The organism is Phycicoccus sp. Root563 (assembly GCF_001427915.1).
GTDB lineage: Bacteria > Actinomycetota > Actinomycetes > Actinomycetales > Dermatophilaceae > Pedococcus.
In genome coordinates this window covers 3,291,774-3,314,296 of record NZ_LMGM01000001.1, presented here as the reverse complement: position 1 = coordinate 3,314,296, position 22,523 = coordinate 3,291,774, and the positions used below count along the sequence as shown (strand labels likewise).

Here is a 22,523-nt window from a genome sequence, read left to right as displayed (position 1 = left end):
CGATGCCGACCAACCAGCGGACTGCCACCGACGCCCGCGTCGACGTGCGCAAGACCTACAAGCTCTACATCGGCGGGAAGTTCCCCCGCTCCGAGTCCGGCCGCTCCTACGAGGTCCTCGACGGCCGTGGCCGCTTCCTCGCCAATGCCTCGCAGGGCTCGCGCAAGGACGCCCGTGACGCCGTCGTCGCGGCCCGCGCGGCCTTCCCCAAGTGGGCCGGGGCCACCGCCTACAACCGTGGCCAGGTGCTCTACCGCGTCGCCGAGGTCATGGAGGGCCGCCGCGCCCAGTTCGTCGCCGAGGTGCGCGCGAGCGAGGGCCTCACCGAGCGTCGCGCCGAGACCGTCGTCAACACCGCGATCGACCGCTGGGTCTGGTACGCCGGGTGGACCGACAAGCTCGCACAGGTGCTCGGCGGGCTCAACCCCGTCGCCGGACCCTACTTCGACATCTCGGCCCCCGAGCCGACCGGTGTCGTGGGTGTCCTTGCGCCACAACGTTCTTCGCTGCTCGGCCTCGTCTCGGTCGTCGCGCCGGTCATCGCCTCGGGCAACACTGCTGTGGTCCTCACCAGCGAGCTGCGTCCGCTGCCGGCGATCACTCTCTCGGAGGCGCTGGCCACCTCCGACGTCCCCGGTGGTGTGGTCAACCTGATCACCGGGCGGACCGCCGAGGTCGCACCGTGGATCGCCTCGCACCGCGACGTCAACGCCATCGACCTGGCCGGCGCGGCCGAGGCCGAGGGTGTCGTCTGGGGCGACCTGGAGCTCGCTGCCGCCGAGAACCTCAAGCGCGTGGTCCGCCCTGCGGGCGAGGGCACCGACGCGGTCGAGCCCGACTGGACCCGCACCCCGGACATGGCGCGGATGACGGCGTTCCTCGAGACCAAGACCGTCTGGCACCCCAAGGGTCGCTGACCTTGACGGCCGACCACCCCGGCGACCACACCGCCGCCCGGGTGGTCGTCCTCGCGGGACCCAGCGGGGCGGGCAAGTCCCGCCTCGCCCAGCGCCTGCACGCCGCGCACGGGTGGCCGATCGTCCGCCTCGACGACTTCTACCGCGACGAGGACGACCCGGCCATGCCGCGCAGCGCCGAGCTCGGCATCGTCGACTGGGACCACCCCGACTCGTGGAACCGCGCGGCCGCCGTCGACGCCCTGGCCACCCTGGTGACGACGGGGTCGGTCCGCACCCCCGTCTACGACATCTCGACCAGCCGGGCCGTCGACTCGACGACCGTCGAGGCCGGCGCCCACGACCTCGTGCTTGCCGAGGGCATCTTCGCGGCCGAGATCATCGGTGACCTGCGCGAGCGGGGCCTGCTCGCGGGTGCGTACTGCGTGCACCACCGGCCCTTCGTGACGTTCGTCCGGCGGCTGGCGCGTGACCTGCGCGAGCGCCGGAAGCCGCCGTGGACGCTGGTCCGCCGCGGCCTGGCCCTGATGCGGGTCGAACCAGCCGTCGTGGCGCGCCAGGAGTCGCTCGGCGCGACCCCGGCCCGTGCCAAGGACCTCGAACCCCTGCTCGCGGCGCTGGCCCGCTGACCGGTCCAACTCCGCACGGCGCCGGGTCCGACTTGGTAGGTTTCGGGGCACGCAGGGGTGGGACCTGTCGAGCGCGGGGAGGGGCACGGCCAGCATGAGCGACACCGACGGCGGAGCCGTCCCGCCGGACCCCTCGACGCCCCTACCGCCGTCGTGGTCGGCCCCCGGTTCGCCCCAGCCCCCTTCCCCTGGAGGCAGCGGGGCGCCAGCCCCTCCCGTGCCGCCCCCGGGCGGACCGACGTATGGCGCGAGCCCCGGGTACGGCGCAGGCGGACCTGCCTTCGGCGCGGGTGCCGGCCAACCGGCATACGGGCCCCCTGCAGGGACGCCGACCGGGACGCCCGGTGCGCCCGCCCCGCACTGGAGCACCGCCCTGACGGCCCACAAGCCGGGGATCGTGGCGCTGCGCCCGTTGGGTTTCGGCGACATCCTCGAGGGCTCCTTCGCGGCGATGCGCCGCAACCCGCGGACGTTCTTCGGCCTCGCCCTGCTCACCTCGCTGGTGATCCTGCTCATCCTGGCCGCGGTCGGAGCGCTGGGGTACCTCGCCGTCACCCAGATCGGCTCCTCGCAGGCCAACGACGTCCTGCTGGCGGTGGGGACCATCGGCGGCTTCACCCTCCTGTTCGTCGCGAGCAGCGTGACCTCCGTGGCGCTCACCGGGATGTTGTCCTACCCCGTCGCCGAGGCCGTCCTGGGGCGCAAGCCGTCCATCGGGGAGACGTGGCGCCGCACCCGCGGGATGCTCCTGCGGCTCGCCGGGCTGACGCTCGTCCTGTTCATCCCGGTGCTCGTCGTCATCGCGGGCCTCGTCGCGGTGGTGATCCTCGCCTTCGACCGGGGCTCCAACGTCCTGGGCACCCTCGGGATCTTCGCCATCCTCGGCACCGCCGTCGCGATGGGGTTCCTCGGCGTCCGCCTCGCCCTGTCGACCCCCGCCCTGGTGCTCGAGGACCTGGGCGCCATCGCCTCGTTGCGGCGCTCGTGGGCCCTGACCCGAGGACGCTTCTGGCGGACGCTCGGGGTGCTCTTCGTCTCGGGACTCATCGTCGGGGTGGTGCAGCAGGTCCTCGGAGTCGGGTTCCAGGTCGTGGGTGGCGCCGTCGGGTTCGGACTCGGTTCGACGATGAGCGGCCAGGCCGGGGAGATCGCGGGGACCGTGGTCGTCCTCGCCTTCACCCTCCTCGGTTCCCTGCTGGCGACCCTGCTGTCCCAGCCGTTCCAGGCCGCGGTCGGCACGCTCCTCTACACCGATGCCCGCATCCGCAAGGAAGGCTTCGACCTGGCCCTGGTCCGGGCGGCGACCGGCGCCAGGGTGTCCGGGTGACCGGTTCCGTCGTGCCGTCCCACGTCGTCGCCCTCCCTGCGCAGCTGGGGACGCTGCCGTCCCGCCTCGGGATCGTGCCGTCGCGGATCGACCCCGGCAACGACGAGGCGCGGACCTGGTTGCGGGACGAGCTGGCGAAGCCCGCCTACCGCGACACCCGCGACCCGCTGCAGCGCGCCGTGGACGCCTTCGAGCAATGGCTGACCGACCTCCTCAGCCGGGCCCACACCCCGTCCAACCCGCTGCCGACGATCGTCGCCGTCCTCGTGGCTCTCGCGCTGGTCGCCCTGGTCGCCTACTCGCTGCGCTTCGTCCGACGCACCGAGCGCCGAGCCGCCGACGGGCCCGGGACGGTGCTCGGTGACGAGCGGCTCACCGCCGCCCAGTACCGTGCGCGCGCCGAACAGGCGCTGGCCGAGCAGCGGCACGGCGACTGCGTCCTCGACGCGCTGCGAGCGATCGCGAGCGGTGCCGTCGAACGAACCCTCCTGGAGGACGCGCCGAGCCTCACCGCGCACGAGATCGCGGGACGCCTGGGCTCCACCTTCCCCGAGCAGGCCCAGGACCTGCGCGCAGCTGCGGACCGGTTCGACGCCGTGGCCTACGGCGACGAGCCGGCCTCGCGCGCCGACGCCGAGGACCTGCTGTCCCTCGACCGGGTCATCGCGGCGGCCCGGCCGCACCGCGCCCAGGTGGAGGCCTCGGCGAAGTCCGTCGTGGGGTCACCGTCGTGACCCTCCACGTCTGGGACCGCGCGGACACCGCAGCCGGTTCGGCCACCCGTCGCCGCCTGCTGTGGGCCGGCGTGCTCGTCGTCGTCGCCGTCCTCGTCGTGACGGCGGTCGTCGTGGGCATCCGGCGCAACGCCCACAAGGGCGAGTCGCTCGACCCGCAGAACCCCGGTCGCGAAGGCGCCCAGGCGCTGGCCTCGGTCCTGCGTGACCGCGGCGTCGACGTCCAGGTCGTTCGCGGCCAGCAGGAGCTCCTCGACGCCCCCGTCGACGCCGGGACGACCGTGCTGGTGACCGGCACCGGCGAGCTCTCCGACCAGACAGCCGCGACCATGGTCGAGCACGTGGCCGGCGCCGGCCGCCTGCTGCTCGTCGCCCCCGGCCAGTTCCTCCTCTCGGCGCTCGAGCTCCCCGTCGATGCCGCAGGTGACGCCGGGATCCCGTCGACCACGACAGCGGGGTGCCCGGTCGACGGCCTGTCGCCGGGTGACCGGGTCGTGCCGGCCCCGCAGACCTATGTCGCGACGGGTTCGGGACCGGTGGGCTGCTTCGCGCACGACGGGTCCTTCGAGCTCGTCGCGGTCCCCGCGAACGGCGATCAGCCCGAGGTCGTGCTGCTCGGCAACGCCGACCTCCTCGCCAACAGCCAGATCACGCAGGAGGACCACGCCGGGGTGGCGCTGCGCCTGCTCGGCCGGGGCGACCGGGTCGTGTGGTACCTCCCCACCTCGCTCGACATCAGCGACGATGACACGACGGCGACCTCCGAGATTCCGCGCGCCCTGGGCCCGCTGGTCTTCCTCTCGGTGTTCGGCCTGCTGGCGTTGATGCTGTGGCGCGGGCGCCGGTTCGGGCCGCTGGTCACCGAACCGCTCCCCGCCGTGGTCAAGGCGATCGAGACGACCCAGAGCCGCGGCCGGTTGTACCGCAAGGCTCGCGACACGCAACGGGCCGGCGGGGTCCTCCGGGCGCGCACGACCAAGCGGCTCGCCGCCTACCTCGGCCTGCCGACCGGGGCCGCGCCGGACGCGGTCGCGCGGGCCGCCGCCACGGCGACCGGACGCGACCCGCGGTCCGTCACCGACCTGTTCACCGCTGCACCACCCACCACCGAGGCGGCCCTGGTCGCCCTCGCCAACGACCTGACCGACCTCGAGAAGGAAGTGCGCCGCGCATGACCGAGCAGCCCCAGCCCACCGAGCCCCCGTCGGCACAGCCGACGAGCCACTCCCCGTATGCGGACCCGGCCTCCGTCGCCGGCCCGTCCGCCACGGCGGACGACCTGGCCCGCGCATCCCTCATGGCAGTCCGGACGGAGGTCGGGAAGGCCGTCGTGGGCCAGGATGCCGCCGTCGCCGGCATCCTCATCGCGCTGCTGTGCCGCGGCCACATCCTCCTCGAGGGGGTTCCAGGGGTGGCCAAGACGCTGCTGGTGCGCAGCGTGGCCGCTGCCCTCGACGTGCAGACCAAGCGCGTGCAGTTCACGCCGGACCTCATGCCCGGCGACGTGACCGGTTCGCTGGTCTACGACAACTCGACGTCGGAGTTCTCGTTCCGTGAAGGACCCGTCTTCACCAACCTGCTGCTCGCGGACGAGATCAACCGCACGCCCCCGAAGACCCAGGCGTCGTTGCTCGAGGCCATGGAGGAGCGGCAGGTCTCCGTCGAGGGCACACCTCGGCCGCTCCCGAGGCCGTTCCTCGTCGCCGCGACGCAGAACCCCGTGGAGTACGAGGGCACCTACCCCCTGCCCGAGGCCCAGCTCGACCGCTTCCTCCTCAAGGCGACGATGCCGCTGCCGCCGCGCGAGGACGAGATCGCCGTGATCACCCGCCACGCCTCCGGCTTCGACCCGCGCGACCTCGCCGCGGCGGGCCTCCGGCCGGTCGCCAGCGCCGCCGACATCGAGGCCGGGGCCGAGCAGGTCCGCCACGTGCAGATCTCGCCCGAGGTTACGGCATACATCGTGGACATCGCCCGGGCGACGCGTCACTCACCGTCCCTCGCGCTCGGCGTGAGCCCCCGTGGTGCCACCGCCCTGCTGGCCACCAGCCGCGCCTGGGCGTGGCTCAACGGGCGGTCCTTCGTCACCCCGGACGACGTCAAGTCGCTCGCGCAGGCGACGCTCGCCCACCGCCTGTCGCTTCGTCCCGAGGCCGAGCTCGAGGGCGTCGCCGTGTCGTCGGTGCTGGACGCCGCCATCGGTTCCGTCCCGGTCCCCCGCTGAGGTCGCTCCCGTGATCGTCAGTGGTCGCCTGGTCGGGCTCGTGCTCGCCGGAGCCGTGCCCGTGCTCGTGCGTCCCGAGACGGGCACGGTGTGGCTGTGGATGGGCATCGTCGTCGTGCTCGTAGCGGTCGACCTCCTGCTCGCGGGGTCGCCCACCGCTGTCGAGCTCACCCGCGTGCCGAGCGCCCAGGTGCGTCTGGGCGACGCGACGACGACCACCCTCCTGGTCACCAACCGGGGGCGGCGCACGTTCCGCGGACGGCTCCGCGACGCCTGGCAGCCCTCGGCCGGTGCAGGAACCAACCGGCACCGGATCATGCTCCCCCCGGGCGAGCGTCGCGCCGTCACGACGACCCTGCGGCCGACCCGGCGGGGCGACCGCCTCGCGGACCGGGTGACCCTGCGTCGCCTCGGCCCCCTCGGCCTCGCCGGTCGGCAGAAGTCGGTCGTCGTCCCCGGTCACGTGCGGGCACTGCCGCCGTTCGCCTCCCGCAAGCACCTGCCCTCACGACTGGCCCGCCTGCGCCAGCTCGACGGGCGCTCGGCCGTGCGCGTCCGTGGCCAGGGCACCGAGTTCGACTCGCTGCGCGACTACGTCGAGGGCGACGACGTCCGCAGCATCGACTGGCGCGCCACGGCCCGCCGCCGCTCCACGGTCGTCCGCACGTGGCAGCCCGAGAAGGACCGTCACATCATCCTCGTGCTGGACACGTCCCGGACCTCGGCCGGCCGGGTCGGCGACGTGCCCCGCCTCGACGCGGCCATGGACGCGGCTCTCCTCCTCGCGGCCCTGGCCTCCCGCGCGGGGGACCGCGTCGACCTGGTCGCCGGCGACCGTCGCGTCCACCGCAAGGTCGTCGGGTCGAGCCGGACGACGCTGCTCGGTGACCTCGTCACGGCGATGGCACCCCTCGAACCCGCCCTCCTCGAGGCGGACTGGAACCTGCTGGCCGCGGAGGTGTCACGGGTGAGCCGGCAGCGCGGACTCGTCGTCCTGCTGACACCGCTGGAGCCCTCGGCCATCGAGGAGTCGCTGCTCGCGCCGCTCGCCGTGCTCGCCGCCCGGCACCGCGTGGTCCTCGCCTCCGTCGCCGACCCGGCGCTCACCGCGATGGTCGAGGGCACCGGCGACTCGACTGTCGTCTACGACGCCGCCGCGGCCGCCCGCACCGTCGCGCTGCGCGAACGCACCGCTGCCGCCCTGGGCCAGCTGGGCGTGGACGTCCTCGATGCCGACCCCGAACAGCTCCCCGTCGCCCTCGCCGACCACTACCTCATGCTCAAGGCCCGCGGCCTGCTCTGAACCCGCGCGTTCCTGTGCCGCAGACCGTGGTCTGGGTACGGTCAGGTGACAGCCACCGAGCACCCGGGGAGAGCAACGGGATGAGACCGCTTCGCTACTCGATCAACATCACCCTCGACGGCTGCTGCCACCACGAGGCAGGGCTCCCGCCGGACGATGAGTCGATGCGTTACTGGACCACCGAGATGGAGCGGGCCGACGCCCTGCTGTTCGGTCGCGTGACCTACGAGATGATGGAGTCGGCGTGGCGCCGGCCGTCCACCGGCGGGTGGCCCGACTGGATGGGCGAGCGGGAGATCGCGTTCGCCGAGGCGATCGACAGGGCCGAGAAGCACGTCGTGTCGAGCACCCTGGGCGGGGTGGACTGGAACGCCGAGCTGGTGCGTGACGACCTGGCGCACGCGGTCCAGCGGCTCAAGCAGGAGCCGGGTGAGGGACTCTTCGTGGGTGGCGTGACGCTGCCCCTGGCGTTGGCAGAGCTGGGACTGATCGACGAGTACGCGTTCCTCGTCCAGCCGGTCATCGCCGGACACGGGCCGACGTTGCTCGCCGGTCTGCGCGAGCGCATCCAGCTCGAGCTCGTGGAGCGACGGGAGTTCCGGTCGGGGGCGGTGGCCCTGCACTACCGGCCCGCGCGGGCCACGGCCTAGCTGCGAGCATCGGAGGCGAGGTCCGCGGCATACGCCGCCTGCGCTTCTTCAGGGACGTCAGCCGGGACGTCAGCCGGAGTGTCAGCCGACAGTGTCAGCAGGGACGTCAGCCGGCGACCGGGGCCATGGCGCCGCGATCGGCCTCGGCGACGTCACCGGTCTCGCCGCGGTGGTGGGCCCACCGGCCGACGGTGAAGACGTAGGTGAAGAAGGCAGCCTCGACGGTGACCCCGATGCCGACCCGCGCCCAGGTGGGCAGCCCCGACGGGGTCACGAACGCCTCGATCAGGCCGGTGAGGAGCAGGAGCACGACGAGGCCGAGGGCGACGCCGAGAGCCGCTCGCCCCTCCTCGGCGAGCGCGCGGACCCGCGTCCGTGCACCGGGTGAGACCCAGGTCCAGAACAACCGCAGCCCCACCCCGGCCGCGACGAACAGGCAGGTCAGCTCGAGCATCCCGTGCGGCAGGATCAGCCCGAAGAACAGCCCGGCCCGGTCGTGGCGGACCATGATCGAGCCGATCACGGCGAGGTTGAGCATGTTGCCCGCGAGCATGAACACCACCGGGATGCAGAACACGCCGAGCGCGATGCAGACCGCCGACAGCCAGAAGTTGTTGGTCCACACGTGCAGCGCGAACGATGTCGCGGCGAACTCGCTGTAGTAGCCCTCGAAGTCGTTGTTCACGAGCTGGCGGATCTGCTCCGGCGAGGCCATCGACGACTCGATCCTCGGGTGGTCGAGCAGCCACCACCCCATGACGACAGCCAGCACCACGTTGACGACCAGGGTGGTGATCCACCACCAGCGCAGGCGGTAGAGGGCGGCAGGGAACGACACGGCGAAGAAGCGGCCGAGGTCGGCCCACGACGCGGTACGGGTACCCGCCGACCGGGTGCGGGCCCGCGCCAGCAGCATCGAGAGGTAGCCGACGAGCGAGGCGTCGGGGGCGGTCGACCGGATCATCGACAGGTGGGTCGCCACCCGCTGGTACCGGTCCAGGATCTCGTCGGCCTCGGCGCCGTCGAGACGTCGCTGGCGCGTCAGCTCCTCGAGCCGCTCCCAGTCCCCCCTGTGGGCTGCCACGAAGGCGTCCAGGTCCACATCGGCCACCCTAGCGGCGCGGCGCGGCTAGGGTGGCCGACATGAGCAGCAGCACCGTGGGGGTCGGTGCCGACGACCTCGTCACCGGCGAGGCGGTCGCCCTCGACCTCCCCCACGCGGGCATCGGTCTGCGCCTCGCATCCGGGCTGCTGGACCTGCTCGTGGGGTACGGGTTGCTCTACGGCCTGCAGCTCGCCGTCGGCTTCCTGATCGGCGGCGCCGACGACGCCATCCAGGCCGCGGTGTCGATCGCGGTCGTCATCGTCGCCTGGGTCGCGGTGCCCACGACGTTCGAGACGCTGACCCGCGGCAAGACCCTCGGGCACCTCGCCGTCGGGCTGCGCACCGTGCGCGACGACGCCGGCCCGATCGGGTTCCGGCATGCACTCACCCGCGCCCTGCTCGGTGTCATCGAGCTGTACTCCTGCGCCGGCGTCCCCGCCCTGATCTGCGCCGGCGTCTCCCAGCGTGGCAAACGACTCGGCGACCTCCTCGCCGGCACCTACGTCGTCCGCGACCGCCACCGGATCAGCCTGCCGCCACCCGTCCAGATGCCGCCGCACCTCGCCTCGTGGGCGCGCACGGCGGACGTCGCACCGCTGCCCGACCAGCTCGCGGTGGCGCTGCGCCAGTTCGTGGCCCGTGCGGCCACCTTCACCCCAGAGGTGCGCGAACAGCTCGGTCAGCGGCTCCTCGAGGAGACCCGCCCGTATGTCGCGCCCGCGCCTCCCGAGGGCAACCACCCGGAGTACGTGCTCATGGCGGTGCTGGCCGAGCGTCGTAGCCGCGACGCCGCTCGGCTCGAGCGGGAGGACGCGCTGCGGGCGCGCATCCTGCCCCCCGACCCGACCGCCTGAGCTCCCTTCCAGTCCGGTTCAGGCCTCGAGGGCTGCGTACCCCGGCTTCACGACGTCCTCGATGATGGCGAGCCGCTCGTCGAAGGGCAGGAACGCCGACTTCATCGCGTTGATGGTGACCCAGCGCAGGTCGTCCAGGGTCCAGCCCGCTTCGTTGACCAGCAGGCCCATCTCGCGCGACATCGACGTGCCGCTCATGAGCCGGTTGTCGGTGTTGACCGTGACACGGAACCGCAACCGCTTGAGAAGAGAGATCGGGTGCAGCGCAATGGATTCCGCAGCGCCGGTCTGGATGTTGCTGCTCGGGCACATCTCGAGCGGGATGCGGGTGTCACGGACGTAGGCCGCCAGCAGCCCGAGGTAGATGTCGGCCGGGTCGGCGTCGAGCGCCTTGGCCGGGTCGTCGGCGAAGGGCTTGTCGTGGACGAGGATGTCATCGACGATGCGCACTCCGTGCCCGAGCCGGTCGGCACCGCACCACTGGATCGCCTCCCAGATGCTCGGCAGCCCGAACGCCTCACCCGCGTGGATCGTGAAGTGGGCGTTCTCGCGCCGCAGGTACTCGAACGCGTCGAGGTGACGGGTGGGCGGGAAACCCGCCTCGGCCCCGGCGATGTCGAAGCCTGCGACCCCGTGGTCGCGGTAGCGGACCGCGAGCTCGGCGATCTCGGTGCTCTTCGCGGCGTGCCGCATCGCGGTCAGCAGGGCGGTGACGCGGATCGGCGTCCCGGCCGCGGCCGCCTCCTTCTCGCCCTCGCGGAAGCCCGCGTTCACGGCCTCGACGACGTCCTCGAGCGCGAGGCCGGCGGTCAGGTGCTGTTCGGGGGCGTACCGGCTCTCGGCGTAGACGACGCCGTCCGCGGCGAGGTCGAGCACGCACTCGCGCGCCACCCGGCGCAGACCGTCGGCCGTCTGCATGACGGCCAGCGTGTGGTCGAACGTCTCCAGGTACCGCACCAGCGAACCCGAGTCCGCACTCTCGCGGAACCACGTGCCGAGGCTCTCGGCGTCCTTCGCCGGCAACGCGTCATACCCGACCTCGTCGGCGATCTCCACGATCGTCTGCGGCCGCAGGCCACCGTCGAGGTGGTCGTGCAGGAGCGCCTTCGGCGCGCGCAGCACGAGGTCCTCGACCGAGCCCGGCTCCGGCGCGACGGTGGTGTCGTCGTTCTTGTCCTTGCGGCCGAAGATCATTCGCCCTCCTCCTCACGGCCGACGGTCTCCGGGGAGAACGCCGGCAGGCACACGGCGACGTACTCGGCCCCGTCCTCGCCCGTGGAGTAGCGGATCCGCTCCCCCGCCCTGGTGATGACGCTCTGGCCGGCCTCGACCCGCAGCCGGCCACCGTCGTGGTCGAGCAGGACCGCCCCCGCGAGGACGAGGGTGATCTCGTCGAACTGCGGTGTCTGGAACGGCTCGCTCCAGTCGGCCGGTGCCTTCATGTGGGCGACGGAGACGGCGTCGGTGCCGGTCGTGACACGACCGACGTGCTCGTCGATGACCTTGCCGCCGGGGACGGGGATGGTCGTGGGCGTGGTGATGAGCTGGGGCACGATGGGTCCTAGGAGATCTTCTCGATGACGAGCGGGAGCAGGTCGGGGCGGCTGCCCTCGGGGGCGATGGTGAACGAACCCTCGAGCGACTCGAGGGCGCGCTCGAAGCGCTCTGGGGTGTCGGTGTGGAGCGTGAGGAGCTTCTCGCCCGCACGGACGGCGGCCCCCGGCTTGGCGTGCATCTCGACGCCGGCGCCGGCCTGCACCGGGTCCTCCTTGCGGGCGCGTCCGGCACCGAGGCGCCAGGCGGCCACGCCGACCTTGAGGGCGTCGAGCTCGGTGAGGACACCGTCGGCCGGGGCGAGGACCTCGTGGGTCTCCCTGGCCACCGGCAGGGTCGCGTCCGGGTCGCCGCCCTGCGCGCGGATCATGGCCTTCCAGGCATCCATCGCCCGGCCGTCCTTCAACGCGTCGGCGGGGTCGACGTCACCACGACCGGCTGCTGCGAGCATCTCGCGCGCCAGGGCCAGGGTCAGCTCGACGACGTCCTCGGGCCCGCCACCGGCGAGCACCTCGACCGACTCGCGGACCTCGAGGGCGTTGCCGGCGGTGAGGCCGAGCGGCACCTGCATGTTGGTGAGCATCGCGACCGTCCTGACGCCGGCGTCGGTGCCGAGGTCGACCATGGTGCGGGCGAGCTCGCGGGCGTCCTCGACGTTCTTCATGAACGCACCGCTGCCGACCTTGACGTCGAGGACCAGCGCGCCGGTGCCCTCGGCGATCTTCTTGCTCATGATCGAGGACGCGATGAGCGGGATCGCCTCGACGGTGCCGGTGACGTCGCGCAGGGCGTACAGCTTCTTGTCGGCGGGGGCGAGACCGTCACCAGCCGCGCAGATGACGGCGCCGACGTCCTCGAGCTGGCGCATCATCTGCTCGTTGCTCATCCCCGCCTGCCACCCGGGGATCGCCTCGAGCTTGTCGAGGGTGCCGCCCGTGTGGCCGAGGCCGCGGCCGGACAGCTGCGGCACCGCGACCCCGCAGGCAGCCACGAGCGGGGCCAGCGGGAGGGTGATCTTGTCGCCGACGCCGCCGGTCGAGTGCTTGTCGGCGGTGGGTCGCGACAGGGACGAGAAGTCCATGCGCTCACCGCTGTTGATCATGGCGTTCGTCCAGCGCGAGATCTCGCGACGGTTCATGCCGTTGAGCAGGATCGCCATGGCCAGGCTGCTCATCTGCTCGTCGGCGACCGCGCCCCGGGTGTACGCGTCGATCACCCAGTCGATCTGGCCGTCGGACAGCTCGCCCCGGCCCCGCTTGGTGATGATGACGTCGACGGCATCGAAGCTCTCGCTCATGGCCTCATCGTGTCAGATCCCTACCGCGACCCGACACGGGGCAAACCTTGCTGGTTCCTGCACGAATGGCCCGGGCCTCACCGCTACCGGGGCGATTCGTGCAGGATCCGGCCCAGTGCGCCGTCAGCCGCGTCCCGGGAAGTGCCGTCGCCACTCCTGTGACCTGACGCGGGCCCGCATGCCACAGGCCCGCATCGCTGCCAGGACCCGTTCCAGGGTCCGCTCCGGGTCGCCGTACACCCCGTTCGCCAGGACGACCACGATCCGCCAACCCTCGGTGTCCAGCTCCTCGCGTCGGGCGACGTCACGCTCCCACTGTCTCGTGCTCTCGGCGTGCTGGCGACCGTCGTACTCGATCGCCAGCCGGTGGTCGGGGTAGGACAGGTCGAAGCGGCGCAGCCACCGCCCGTCCGTTCCGTACTCGATGTGGTTGACGACCGGTTCCGGCAGCCCGGCCAGCACGAGGAGCATTCGCAGCCGCGACTCCATCGGCGAGTCGACACCGGCCCGCACCAGCCCCGCGGCGCGCCTGGCCACCGTTGCCTGGAGACCTCGGCGCCCGCTGGCGGCCGCGACGAGTGCGTCCGGAGACGTGCGTCCACGACGGACGAGCGAGTCGCCGAGTACCACGAGGTCGACCACGGAGAGCTCACCGGTGAGGTCGAGGAACGTGTCCTCCGCGGTCGTGACCGGTATGCCGCCGACCCGAGCCTGGGCCTGTGGACCCGACCGAACCCGCGCCTGGACCTCGCGAAGCCGGAGCTGGCCGTGCGGCACACGTAGGTGGATGCGGTGGTCGGGAGGCACGATGCCACCCAGCAGCACGGCTGCCGTCGACCGGGCGACGACGGAACCGGCGGGCGCAAGCCGTAGCGCGGCCAACGCCCGCACCCGAAGGTCCACCTCGACCCCGGCGCGGACGTACGCGCCGTGCAGGACCCGTTGGACGCGGGGGCCGCGCAGCACCTTGTCGGTCAGGCCCGCGGACCGCGCCTCGGTACGCGTGAAGACGAACGGCAGGCCCTCCATACCGACAGGGTCGCCGACCGAGGCAGAGCCGACCGGCGGTTGTCCACAGGGGCGACCAAGGCCCGATCCTGCACGAATCGCCCCTCTCCGCGGCGGCGAGGGGCGATTCGTGCAGGAACCGGCGTGAGTGGGCCGAGCGACAGCCCGAGCGTCAGGCGGGTGGGGCGGCGATCGAGAGGTTGTCGGGGCCGAACGCCTGGGGCAGGACCTCGCTCATTGGCAGCACGCCCTGGGGGGTGAGGATGAGGCAGGTGGGCCCACCGTTCTCCCACAGCAGCTGGCGGCAGCGACCGCACGGCATGAGCGGTTCACCGTCACGCCCGACGCACGACACCGCGACGAGGCGGCCACCGCCCGTGGCGTGCAGGTGCGAGACCAGCCCGCACTCGGCGCACAGGCCCACGCCGTACGCCGCGTTCTCGACGTTGCAGCCCCAGACGAGCCGTCCGTCGTCCACGATCGCCGCGACCCCGACGGGGAAGCGGGAGTATGGCGCGTAGGCCTTGCCCATGATCTCGATCGCCTTGCCACGCAGGGCGTCCCAGTCGACCTCGTTCGCCACTAGTGACCCTCGCCCTTGCGGTAGATCTGACCGTCGGCCGCCGGCATGCGCAGGCGCTGCGAGGCGAACGCGAGCACGAGCAGCGTGGTGACGTACGGCGTGGTGCCGGTGAGCTCGGCGGGGACGGCGTCCGCGGCGAGGTACCACCAGCCGACGAGGACGCCCACGACGATCGCGAGGACACCCTGCACCATGCGACGGTTGCGCACGACCTGCCAGATGCCGACCGCGATGAGCAGCACCGCGAACAGCAGCAGGAAGGCGTGCACGGTCGCGCCACCGCGCAGCTGCACGGCGTCGGTGTAGCCGAACAGGGCGGCACCGGTGAGCAGGCCACCCGGGCGCCAGTTGCCGAAGATCATGGCGGCGAGGCCGATGTAGCCACGGCCACCGGTCTGCCCGTCGCGGTAGATGCTCGCCGCCACGAGGGCGAGGAACCCGCCACCGAGGCCGGCGAGGCCACCGGAGACGAGCACCGCGAGGAACTTGTAGCGGAGCACGTTGACACCGAGCGACTCGGCGGCCACCGGCGACTCACCGACGGAGCGCAGCCGCAGGCCGAACGACGTGCGCCACAGCACCCACCAGGTGCCGACGAACAGCAGGATCGCGATGATCGTCAGGATCGACAGGTTCGTGCAGATCGCCCGCAGCACCGCGGCGAGGTCGCTGACGAAGAACCAGTGCTTCTTCTCCAGGTCGCCCAGCGCCGGCGAGATCCCGGGCAGCGTGAACGACGGCAGCTCCTTGACCTGCGGCGACTGGGTTGGACCACCGCCGGGCAGGCCGTTGAAGAAGCGGGCGGCGAGGTACTTGGCGACACCGAGGCCGATGATGTTGATGGCGACACCGGAGACGATGTGGTCGACCCCGAAGGTCACGGTGGCGATCGCGTGGATGAGGCCACCGATCATGCCCATGAGGATCGCGCCGAGGACCCCGGCCCAGGGACCCATGTGGTAGCCGAAGAACCCGGCTCCCCAGGTACCGAGGATCATCATGCCCTCGAGGCCGATGTTGACCACGCCCGCGCGCTCGGACCACAGGCCACCGAGGCCGGCGAGGCCGATCGGGACGGCCAGGCCGATGGCCGCGGCCAGGGCGCCCGAGGACGCGATGTCGTTCGCACCGCTGACGACGCGCAGGACGGAGATGACGGCGAGCGCGCCGATCGCGATGACGGCCCACTCGCGGGGCCCGTAGCGACGCTTGCGCCGGGGGCTGTCGGGCACTGTACTGGTGCCGACCTCGAGTCCGGCGGCGCTCATGCCGGGGCTCCTTCCTTGGATGCGGGGGCAGGCCGCTGGGCGGCCAGCTCCCGGGCGACGCGGGTCTGTTCGAGCCGTTTGTCGGCCCGGCGGATCAGCTCGTAGGCGATGACGACGGCGAACAGGATGACGCCCTGGATGATGTTGACGAGCTCCTGGGCGACGTTGGCCTGGATCTGCAGCGCGTTCGACTGGACGTCGAGGAACGCCCACAGCAGCGCGGCGAAGGCGATGCCGACCGCGTTGTTGCGACCGAGCAGGGCGATGGCGATGCCGGCGAAGCCCAGGCCCGACTGGAATGTCGTGCCGTAGTTGTGGTCCTGCCCGAAGAGCAGCGGCATGCCGACCAGTCCGGCGAGCGCGCCCGAGGCGATCATGGCGGTCATCACCATGCGCGGGACCTTCACGCCGCTGGCGACGGCCGCGCTCTCGGAGCGCCCGGTGGCGCGCAGGTCGAACCCGAAGCGCGTCTTCCCCAGCACGAACCAGTAGAGGAACCCGACCAGCAGCGCCAGGATCAGCAGCGTGTAGACGCGGTTGGTGGCACCGGGGATGAGCTTGAAGCCCTCGAGCTGCGAGCTGTCCGGGATGGTCTTGGTCTCGATGCTGTTGCTGCCGGCCTTGCGGTCGGCGACCTTGAGGAGCAACCAGCTCACGATGCCGGTGGCGATCGCGTTGAGCATGATCGTCGAGATCACCTCGGAGACGCCGCGCTTGACCTTGAGGTATGCCGCGATGCTGGCCCACAGCCCGCCGGCCACCATCGCGATGAGGATGCTCACGACGATGTTGAGCCAGCCGGGCAACCACGCCTGGCCGGCGAAGACGGCGGCGGCGAACACGGCGACGCGGTACTGGCCGTCGACACCGATGTTGAACAGGTTCATGCGGAAGCCGACCGCGACGGCGATGGCCGACAGGTAGAACACGGCTGCGGCGTTGACGATGTTGACGGCCTGGCGGGGCTTGGGCACCGCGAGGATCGTCTTCCACACCTCCGCCACGGGGTCGCCGACGGCGACGAGCACGAGCGAGGTGACGACGAAGGCCACCACGAGCGCGAGGACCGGGGCTGCTGCGCTGAGCAGGATCCGGCGCGGGTTGAGGGCCTTCATCGGGTCTGCTCCTTCTCGCCGGCGCCGGTCATGGCGGCACCGAGGTCCTCGGCCGTCACCGCGTCCGGGTCGAATTCGCCGGACAGCTTGCCGCGCAGGATCACGCGGATGGTGTCGGACAGGCCGATCAGCTCCTCGAGGTCCGCGGAGATCAGCAGCACCGCGAGGCCCTCCCGGCGAGCGGCACGGATGTGGTCCCAGATGCTCGACTGGGCGCCGACGTCCACACCACGGGTGGGGTGGGCGGCGATGAGCACCTTCGGGTGGTGGCTCATCTCCCGGCCGATGATGAGCTTCTGCTGGTTGCCACCGGACAGGGAGCCGGCCGTGACGAAGATCGACGGCGTGCGCACGTCGTACTCCCCCACGATGCGCTGGGTGTCGGCCTTGGCCGCGGCGGCGTCGATGAGCTGGCCCTTGACGTTGGGCGACTCGGTCTGGTGGCCGAGGATGCGGTTCTCCCACAAGGGTGCCTCGAGGAGCAGCGCGTGGCGGTGGCGGTCCTCGGGGATGTACCCGACGCCCGCCTCACGGATCTCTCGCGTACCCCAGTCGGAGATGTCGGTGGTCTCGAGGTGCACGGTGCCCGAGGTGGGCTCGCGCATCCCCATGATGACCTCGACGAGCTCGGCCTGGCCGTTGCCCTCGACCCCGGCGATCCCCAGGACCTCCCCGGCGTGGATGGTCAACGAGATGCCGTCGAGCAGCGGGCGTCCCGAGCCGCCGCCCAGCACGAGGTCCTCGACCGACAGCAGGACGCGGTCGGTGACCGTGGACTCCTCCGTGGTGGGCGAGGGCAGCTCGGACCCGACCATGAGCTCGGCGAGCTGGCGGGCGTTGACCGACTTCGGGTCGACGGTGTCGATCGTGGTGCCACGTCGGATCACGGTGATCGAGTCGGCGACCTTGAGGACCTCGTCGAGCTTGTGCGAGATGAACAGGACGGTGAGGCCCTCGTCCTTGAGCTCGGCCAGCTGGTCGAACAGCTCGTCGACCTCCTGCGGGACGAGGACGGCGGTGGGTTCGTCGAGGATCAGGGTCTTCGCGCCGCGGTAGAGCACCTTGAGGATCTCGATGCGCTGACGGGCACCCACCCCCAGCTCGCTGACCAGGGCGTCGGGGTCGACGTCGAGCTTGTAGGCGTCGGAGATCCGCTGGATCTCGCGCCGGGCCTTGTCGCCGATGCCGTGCAGCTTCTCGGCACCGAGGACGACGTTCTCGAGGACGGTGAGGTTGTCGGCCAGCATGAAGTGCTGGAACACCATGCCGATACCGGCGGCGATGGCGTCGGACGGGGAGTGCAGGTTGACCAGCTGCCCACCCACCTTGATGGTGCCCTCGTCCGGGCGCTGCACGCCGTACAGGATCTTCATCAGGGTGGACTTGCCGGCGCCGTTCTCACCCACGATCGCGTGGACCGTGCCGCGGCGGACGGAGAAGGTCACGTCCTTGTTGGCGACGACACCGGGGAAGCGCTTGGTGATGCCCTCGAGCTCGACGGCTGGGGGGCCTGCGTCAGCGGTGGTCCGCGTCAGGGGTGGGGAGGCAGTGATGGCGACACTCCTGGTCCGGGCCCGCAACGGTGCAGGCAGTTTTCGGCGCATGATCTGGCAGACCCGGCATACGGGTCGAGGGGTCGGGCTGGTCGTGCGGGACATGCACACGGCCCGGGTGAGACGCTACCGCGCCGCCCGGGCCGTGTGGACCACCACAGGATCGATCTGGGGGTCGATCAGGGGGTGGTGGGAACCTTGATCTCGCCGGAGATGATCTTCTGCTTGTAGTCGTCCAGCTTGGACTTGATGTCGTCGATCTGGCCACCGGTCGTGGAGTAGTCCACGCCACCGGCCTTGAGGTCGTAGACGTTGTTGCCGGTCTTCTCGGTGCCGTCAGCGGCCGACTTGATGAAGTCGAACACCGCGACGTCGACCTTCTTGATCATCGAGGTCATGATGACGGAGCGGACGTCGGCCGGGGCCGTGAGCGCCTGGTCGGAGTCGACACCGATGGCCAGGCCACCAGCAGCCTTGGCCGCCGTGAAGACACCGCCACCGGAGCCACCAGCAGCGTGGTAGACGATGTCGGCGCCGCCCTGGAACATGCCCTCGGCAGCCGTCTTGCCCTTGGCCGGGTCACCGAAGCCGCTGAAGTCCGGCGGCTGGGTGAGGTACTGGCTGTCGACCTTGATGCTGGGGTTCACGGCCTTGGCGCCCGCGATGTACCCGGCCTCGAACTTCTTGATGAGGGGGACGTTGACGCCACCGACGAAGCCGATGTGCTTGGCCTTCGACTTCAGCGCGGCGGCCGCGCCCACGAGGAACGAGCCCTCGTTCTCGGCGAAGGTGATCTGGTCGACGTTGGCGCCCTTGGAGTCGTCGGACGCGTCGTCGACGATCGCGAAGTGCACGTCGGGGTTGGCCTTGGCGGCCTTGCCCACGGAGGCGGCGTAGGCGAAGCCCACCGCGACGACGTGGGTGTAGCCGGCGTCCACGAGCTGCTGGAGGCGCTCCTCGCGGGCGGCCTCGTTCTCACCGTTGACGGCTGCGGCTTCCTTGACCTCGACACCGAGGTCGCTCTTGGCCTTGTCGAGGCCGGCAGCGGCAGCGTCGTTGAACGACTGGTCGCCGCGCCCGCCCACGTCGTACGCCATACCGACCTTGATGTCGCTCTTCTTCGTCGAGCCCGAGCCCGAGCTCGAGGCGCTGCCGCTGGGCTGGTCGCTGCCCGAGTCACCACATGCGGCGAGCGTCAGTGCTGCCACCGACACGACCGCTGCAACCTTCATCGCGTGACGCAAGGCTGTCTCCTGTTCCTAGGTATGCATGAGGCGCTCTGGTGCGCCACTAGGGCGTGAGGATAGCCGCAAGAACTGCGGCTCCCGTCAGCCTTCTGGCGCAGTTCTTGCAAACCGTTACCGATCCGCGACTGTCCGTCCGGGACCGCTCTTGACCACACCAGCCACAGCAGCACCAGCCAGCAGGCGAGCGCCCTGGACCACCGACGTCTCGTCCACGACGAGGTCGCCCTGGTGCAGGTCGAAGGTCGTACCGCCAGGAGTGCGCGTCCCGAGCCGGGCCATCGCCCCGGGCACCTCACGCAGGTACCACGCGAAGTCCTCGCCGCCGAGGGACTGCGGCGTGCCCACCGCGGCCAGGCCCATCCCCTCCGCCGAGCGGCGGAACACCTCGATGGCCTCGGGCTCGTTGACGACGGGGGGCACGCCCTGGGCGTGCTCGAGCACGGCCGTCACGGCATACGGGGCCACGATGTGCTCCAGCGCCTGGGCGAGCAGGGGGCCGACGCTGGTCCACGCGGTGGCGTCGAGCATGCGAAGGGTGCCGGCGACGGTCCCGCTGGACGGGATCACGTTGGCCGCCTGGCCGGCGTGCAGCTCCCCCCACACCAGCGCGAACGCCGTCCGCGGGTCCAGGCGGCGCGACAGCACGGCCGGCAGCTCGGTGACGACCTTGGCCAGGGCGAAGGTGAGGTCCTCGGTGAGGTGCGGGCGGGACGTGTGGCCACCACGACCGCTCAGGTGGACGACGACCCGGTCGGCGGCGGCGGTGATCGCCCCGTCGCGCAGGCCGACGCTCCCGACGTCCAGGCTCGGGTCGCAGTGGACCGCGAAGATCGCGTCGACGCCCTCGAGGGCGCCCTGGGCGATGAGGTCGACGGCACCGCCGGGGATGACCTCCTCGGCGGGCTGGAAGAGGAGGCGGACCCCGATCCCCCGCTCACGGAGCTGCTCCTCGTGCTCCTTGAGGGCCAGGCCGGCGCCCAGCACAGCTGCTACGTGGACGTCGTGGCCGCACGCGTGGCAGATGCCCTCGGTGGTCGAGGCCCACGCCACCCCGGTGCGCTCCCCCACGGGCAGGGCGTCGAGGTCGGCGCGAAGGGCGACGCGGTAGGCCGGCTGCTCGGCACCGAGGTCGGCGACCAGCCCGGTGACGGGCAGGGCGCGGGTGCGGACGCCGGCACCGCGGAGCAGCTCCTCCACGCGGGCGGTGGTGCGCACCTCGCCTCGGGACAGCTCGGGGTGGGCGTGGACGTCGCGCTGGAGGGCCAGGAGCGCGGGGGCCAGGGCGTCGATGGACTCGCCGAGGTCGGTCAGCAGGTGGTTGTCGCTCATGTCCCGGCGCACTCTACTCGCGGGTCACGGCCCCGCCCGGCCACCCGCGGTCCTTGCGTGGCCCGACGGACCAGGACCCGTCGGATCACTCAACGGCTGCGGGGAGGACCCCGCCGGGGTGCCGTGGGGACCCCGGAATGGCGGGTGGTCGCGCCGGCGTCGGACGGCTCAGAAGGTCTCGCGCGGGACGTACTGGCCCCAGACGTCGCGCAGGGCGTGGCTGACCTCTCCGCCGGTGGCGCGCAGCCGCAGCGCCTCCCTCATGGGGTACAGCAGGTTGTCGGTGCCGCGGGCCGCCTCTCGGACCGCCTCGAGGGCACGCTCGACGGCCTCGTTGTCACGTTCGGCGCGCAGGGCGGCCAGCCGCTCCCGCTGGTCGTGCTCGATCTGCGGGTCGACGCGCAGTGGCTCGTACGGCTCCTCCTCGTCGAGGGCGAAGCGGTTGAGGCCGACGACGGTGCGTTGCTTGTTGTCGATCTCCAGCGCGATGCGGTAGGCCGAACGCTCGATCTCGGACTTCTGGAAACCCTGCTCGATCGCGGCCACGGCGCCGCCTCGGTCCTCGACGGCCTGGATCAGCTCGAGGGCAGCGGCCTCGACGTCGTCGGTCATGGACTCGACGACGTACGAGCCGGCGAACGGGTCGACCGTCTTCGTCACGTCGGTCTCGTAGGCGATGACCTGTTGGGTGCGCAGGGCCAGCCGGGCGGCCTTCTGCGTCGGCAGGGCGATCGCCTCGTCGAAGGAGTTGGTGTGCAGCGACTGGGTGCCACCCAGGACCGCGCCGAGGCCCTGCAGCGCGACGCGGACGAGGTTGACCTCGGGCTGCTGGGCGGTGAGCTGCACGCCGGCGGTCTGGGTGTGGAACCGGAGCATCAGGCTCTTGGGGTTCGTCGCCCCGAACTCCTCACGCATGATCCGCGCCCAGATCCGACGGGCCGCCCGGAACTTCGCGACCTCCTCGAGCAGGGTCGTGCGGGCGACGAAGAAGAAGGACAGCCGGGGCGCGAAGTCGTCGACGTCGAGGCCGGCGGCGATCGCCGCCCGGACGTACTCCTTGGCGTTCGCGAGGGTGAAGGCGATCTCCTGCGCGGGCGTCGCCCCCGCCTCGGCCATGTGGTAGCCGCTGATGGAGATGGTGTTCCAGCGCGGCATCTCCTTGGCGCAGTAGGCGAAGATGTCGCTGATGAGGCGCAGCGACTCCTTCGGCGGGTAGATGTAGGTGCCGCGCGCGATGTACTCCTTGAGCACGTCGTTCTGGATCGTCCCGGCGAGCTTCGCGCTGTCGGCGCCGCTCTCCTCCGCGACGAGCTGGTACATGAGCAGGAGCGTCGAGGCGGGTGCGTTGATGGTCATCGAGGTCGACAGCTCGCCGAGCGGGAGGCCGCCGAACAGGGTGCGCATGTCGTCGATCGAGTCGATCGCCACCCCGACCTTGCCGACCTCGCCGCTCGCGATCGCCTCGTCCGAGTCGTAGCCCATCTGGGTCGGCAGGTCGAACGCGACGGAGAGCCCGCCCGTGCCGTTCGCGACGAGCTCGTGGTAGCGCTCGTTGCTCTCCTTGGCGGTGCCGAACCCGGCGTACTGCCGCATCGTCCAGGGCCGTCCGGTGTACATGTTCGGGTAGACGCCGCGGGTGTACGGGAACTGCCCGGGCTCGCCCAGCTGCTCCGCCGGGTCGAAGTCCGCGAGGTCCTCCGCGCCATACACGGGCTTGATCGGGAGGTCGGACTCGGAGCGGGCTTCGGGGACGTCTGCGGCCATGCTGCGGAGCCTAACGGCGAGGTATGGCGCCCGCCCACGGCCCGTGGCCAACCTCACCAGGG

21 protein-coding genes are annotated in these 22,523 nt (G+C 71.6%); 9 read left to right on the top strand and 12 right to left on the bottom strand.

The window, feature by feature from the left end; all coding sequences use genetic code 11:
* Positions 1-2 precede the first annotated feature (2 nt).
* From ASD62_RS15770 to ASD62_RS15735, 8 genes are all read left to right on the top strand, one after another.
* Positions 3-917, top strand: a complete 915-nt coding sequence (locus ASD62_RS15770; protein ID WP_056917457.1) for an aldehyde dehydrogenase family protein — start codon at positions 3-5, stop codon at positions 915-917.
* A 2-nt stretch (positions 918-919) separates the two neighbouring features.
* The gene (locus ASD62_RS15765; RefSeq protein WP_056916762.1) at positions 920-1,546 is read left to right on the top strand and encodes a uridine kinase; all 627 of its coding nucleotides are present in this window, start codon (positions 920-922) and stop codon (positions 1,544-1,546) included.
* A 217-nt stretch (positions 1,547-1,763) separates the two neighbouring features.
* Positions 1,764-2,873 carry a glycerophosphoryl diester phosphodiesterase membrane domain-containing protein gene (locus ASD62_RS15760; RefSeq protein ID WP_200956899.1) on the top strand — a complete coding sequence of 370 codons (1,110 nt, stop codon included), beginning with the start codon at positions 1,764-1,766 and terminating at the stop codon, positions 2,871-2,873.
* Positions 2,870-3,607 carry a DUF4129 domain-containing protein gene (locus ASD62_RS15755; protein ID WP_056916760.1) on the top strand — a complete coding sequence of 246 codons (738 nt, stop codon included), beginning with the start codon at positions 2,870-2,872 and terminating at the stop codon, positions 3,605-3,607. The genes ASD62_RS15760 and ASD62_RS15755 overlap by 4 nt, the downstream gene beginning before the upstream one ends.
* Positions 3,604-4,782: a DUF4350 domain-containing protein gene (locus ASD62_RS15750; protein WP_056916759.1), complete on the top strand. Its 1,179-nt coding sequence runs from the start codon at positions 3,604-3,606 to the stop codon at positions 4,780-4,782. Before ASD62_RS15755 ends, ASD62_RS15750 begins: the two co-directional genes overlap by 4 nt.
* Entirely contained in the window at positions 4,779-5,831 is a 1,053-nt protein-coding gene (locus ASD62_RS15745; RefSeq protein WP_082580867.1) for a MoxR family ATPase, read from the top strand. The genes ASD62_RS15750 and ASD62_RS15745 overlap by 4 nt, the downstream gene beginning before the upstream one ends.
* Before the next feature lie 10 nt (positions 5,832-5,841).
* A complete protein-coding gene (locus tag ASD62_RS15740) occupies positions 5,842-7,134 on the top strand; it encodes a DUF58 domain-containing protein (RefSeq protein WP_056916758.1) in 1,293 nt (430 codons plus the stop codon).
* Between the two features lie 80 nt (positions 7,135-7,214).
* Positions 7,215-7,784, top strand: coding sequence for a dihydrofolate reductase family protein (locus ASD62_RS15735; RefSeq protein ID WP_056916757.1), 570 nt, complete (start codon positions 7,215-7,217; stop codon positions 7,782-7,784).
* Positions 7,785-7,890: 106 nt separating this feature from the next.
* Here ASD62_RS15735 and ASD62_RS15730 read toward each other — a convergent pair whose 3' ends face one another.
* The gene (locus tag ASD62_RS15730) at positions 7,891-8,886 is read right to left on the bottom strand and encodes a stage II sporulation protein M (protein WP_056916756.1); all 996 of its coding nucleotides are present in this window, start codon (positions 8,884-8,886) and stop codon (positions 7,891-7,893) included.
* Positions 8,887-8,927: 41 nt separating this feature from the next.
* Between ASD62_RS15730 and ASD62_RS15725 the strand changes: the two genes are divergently transcribed.
* The gene (locus tag ASD62_RS15725; RefSeq protein ID WP_056916755.1) at positions 8,928-9,743 is read left to right on the top strand and encodes an RDD family protein; all 816 of its coding nucleotides are present in this window, start codon (positions 8,928-8,930) and stop codon (positions 9,741-9,743) included.
* Between the two features lie 18 nt (positions 9,744-9,761).
* Here the strand turns inward: ASD62_RS15725 and ASD62_RS15720 are convergent, their stop codons facing one another.
* The 11 genes from ASD62_RS15720 to ASD62_RS15670 all read right to left on the bottom strand — a co-directional run bounded on the left by ASD62_RS15720 (position 9,762) and on the right by ASD62_RS15670 (position 22,461).
* The gene (locus tag ASD62_RS15720) at positions 9,762-10,937 is read right to left on the bottom strand and encodes an adenosine deaminase (RefSeq protein WP_056916754.1); all 1,176 of its coding nucleotides are present in this window, start codon (positions 10,935-10,937) and stop codon (positions 9,762-9,764) included.
* On the bottom strand, positions 10,934-11,296 hold the full coding sequence (locus tag ASD62_RS15715; RefSeq protein WP_056916753.1) for a cupin: 363 nt from the start codon (positions 11,294-11,296) through the stop codon (positions 10,934-10,936). The genes ASD62_RS15720 and ASD62_RS15715 overlap by 4 nt, the downstream gene beginning before the upstream one ends.
* Positions 11,297-11,304: 8 nt before the next feature.
* Entirely contained in the window at positions 11,305-12,594 is a 1,290-nt protein-coding gene (locus tag ASD62_RS15710) for a thymidine phosphorylase (protein ID WP_056916752.1), read from the bottom strand.
* Between the two features lie 123 nt (positions 12,595-12,717).
* Complete coding sequence (locus ASD62_RS15705) at positions 12,718-13,623, bottom strand: endonuclease domain-containing protein (RefSeq protein WP_056916751.1); 906 nt, start codon at positions 13,621-13,623, stop codon at positions 12,718-12,720.
* Between the two features lie 151 nt (positions 13,624-13,774).
* Positions 13,775-14,185, bottom strand: a complete 411-nt coding sequence (locus tag ASD62_RS15700; RefSeq protein WP_056916750.1) for a cytidine deaminase — start codon at positions 14,183-14,185, stop codon at positions 13,775-13,777.
* Positions 14,185-15,453 (bottom strand): ABC transporter permease, encoded by a 1,269-nt coding sequence (locus tag ASD62_RS15695; RefSeq protein ID WP_056916749.1) that lies wholly within the window; start codon positions 15,451-15,453, stop codon positions 14,185-14,187. Before ASD62_RS15695 ends, ASD62_RS15700 begins: the two co-directional genes overlap by 1 nt.
* Entirely contained in the window at positions 15,450-16,568 is a 1,119-nt protein-coding gene (locus ASD62_RS15690) for an ABC transporter permease (protein WP_056916748.1), read from the bottom strand. Before ASD62_RS15690 ends, ASD62_RS15695 begins: the two co-directional genes overlap by 4 nt.
* Positions 16,565-18,172 carry an ABC transporter ATP-binding protein gene (locus ASD62_RS15685; RefSeq protein ID WP_082552999.1) on the bottom strand — a complete coding sequence of 536 codons (1,608 nt, stop codon included), beginning with the start codon at positions 18,170-18,172 and terminating at the stop codon, positions 16,565-16,567. The genes ASD62_RS15690 and ASD62_RS15685 overlap by 4 nt, the downstream gene beginning before the upstream one ends.
* 128 nt (positions 18,173-18,300) lie before the next feature.
* On the bottom strand, positions 18,301-19,353 hold the full coding sequence (locus ASD62_RS15680; protein WP_082552998.1) for a BMP family protein: 1,053 nt from the start codon (positions 19,351-19,353) through the stop codon (positions 18,301-18,303).
* A 126-nt stretch (positions 19,354-19,479) separates the two neighbouring features.
* Positions 19,480-20,697, bottom strand: a complete 1,218-nt coding sequence (locus ASD62_RS15675; RefSeq protein ID WP_056916746.1) for an amidohydrolase — start codon at positions 20,695-20,697, stop codon at positions 19,480-19,482.
* Positions 20,698-20,865: 168 nt separating this feature from the next.
* A complete protein-coding gene (locus ASD62_RS15670) occupies positions 20,866-22,461 on the bottom strand; it encodes a methylmalonyl-CoA mutase (RefSeq protein WP_056916745.1) in 1,596 nt (531 codons plus the stop codon).
* Positions 22,462-22,523: the final 62 nt, after the last annotated feature.

Excerpts from the sequence above, each read along its gene's own strand:
- ASD62_RS15770 (WP_056917457.1), top strand. The coding sequence starts at position 3 with ATGCCGACCAACCAGCGGACTGCCACCGACGCCCGCGTCGACGTGCGC.
- ASD62_RS15745 (WP_082580867.1), top strand. The coding sequence starts at position 4,779 with ATGACCGAGCAGCCCCAGCCCACCGAGCCCCCGTCGGCACAGCCGACG.
- ASD62_RS15735 (WP_056916757.1), top strand. The coding sequence starts at position 7,215 with ATGAGACCGCTTCGCTACTCGATCAACATCACCCTCGACGGCTGCTGC.
- ASD62_RS15725 (WP_056916755.1), top strand. The coding sequence starts at position 8,928 with ATGAGCAGCAGCACCGTGGGGGTCGGTGCCGACGACCTCGTCACCGGC.
- ASD62_RS15720 (WP_056916754.1), bottom strand. The coding sequence starts at position 10,937 with ATGATCTTCGGCCGCAAGGACAAGAACGACGACACCACCGTCGCGCCG.
- ASD62_RS15710 (WP_056916752.1), bottom strand. The coding sequence starts at position 12,594 with ATGAGCGAGAGCTTCGATGCCGTCGACGTCATCATCACCAAGCGGGGC.
- ASD62_RS15705 (WP_056916751.1), bottom strand. The coding sequence starts at position 13,623 with ATGGAGGGCCTGCCGTTCGTCTTCACGCGTACCGAGGCGCGGTCCGCG.
- ASD62_RS15695 (WP_056916749.1), bottom strand. The coding sequence starts at position 15,453 with ATGAGCGCCGCCGGACTCGAGGTCGGCACCAGTACAGTGCCCGACAGC.
- ASD62_RS15690 (WP_056916748.1), bottom strand. The coding sequence starts at position 16,568 with ATGAAGGCCCTCAACCCGCGCCGGATCCTGCTCAGCGCAGCAGCCCCG.
- ASD62_RS15685 (WP_082552999.1), bottom strand. The coding sequence starts at position 18,172 with ATGCGCCGAAAACTGCCTGCACCGTTGCGGGCCCGGACCAGGAGTGTC.
- ASD62_RS15680 (WP_082552998.1), bottom strand. The coding sequence starts at position 19,353 with ATGAAGGTTGCAGCGGTCGTGTCGGTGGCAGCACTGACGCTCGCCGCA.
- ASD62_RS15675 (WP_056916746.1), bottom strand. The coding sequence starts at position 20,697 with ATGAGCGACAACCACCTGCTGACCGACCTCGGCGAGTCCATCGACGCC.
- ASD62_RS15670 (WP_056916745.1), bottom strand. The coding sequence starts at position 22,461 with ATGGCCGCAGACGTCCCCGAAGCCCGCTCCGAGTCCGACCTCCCGATC.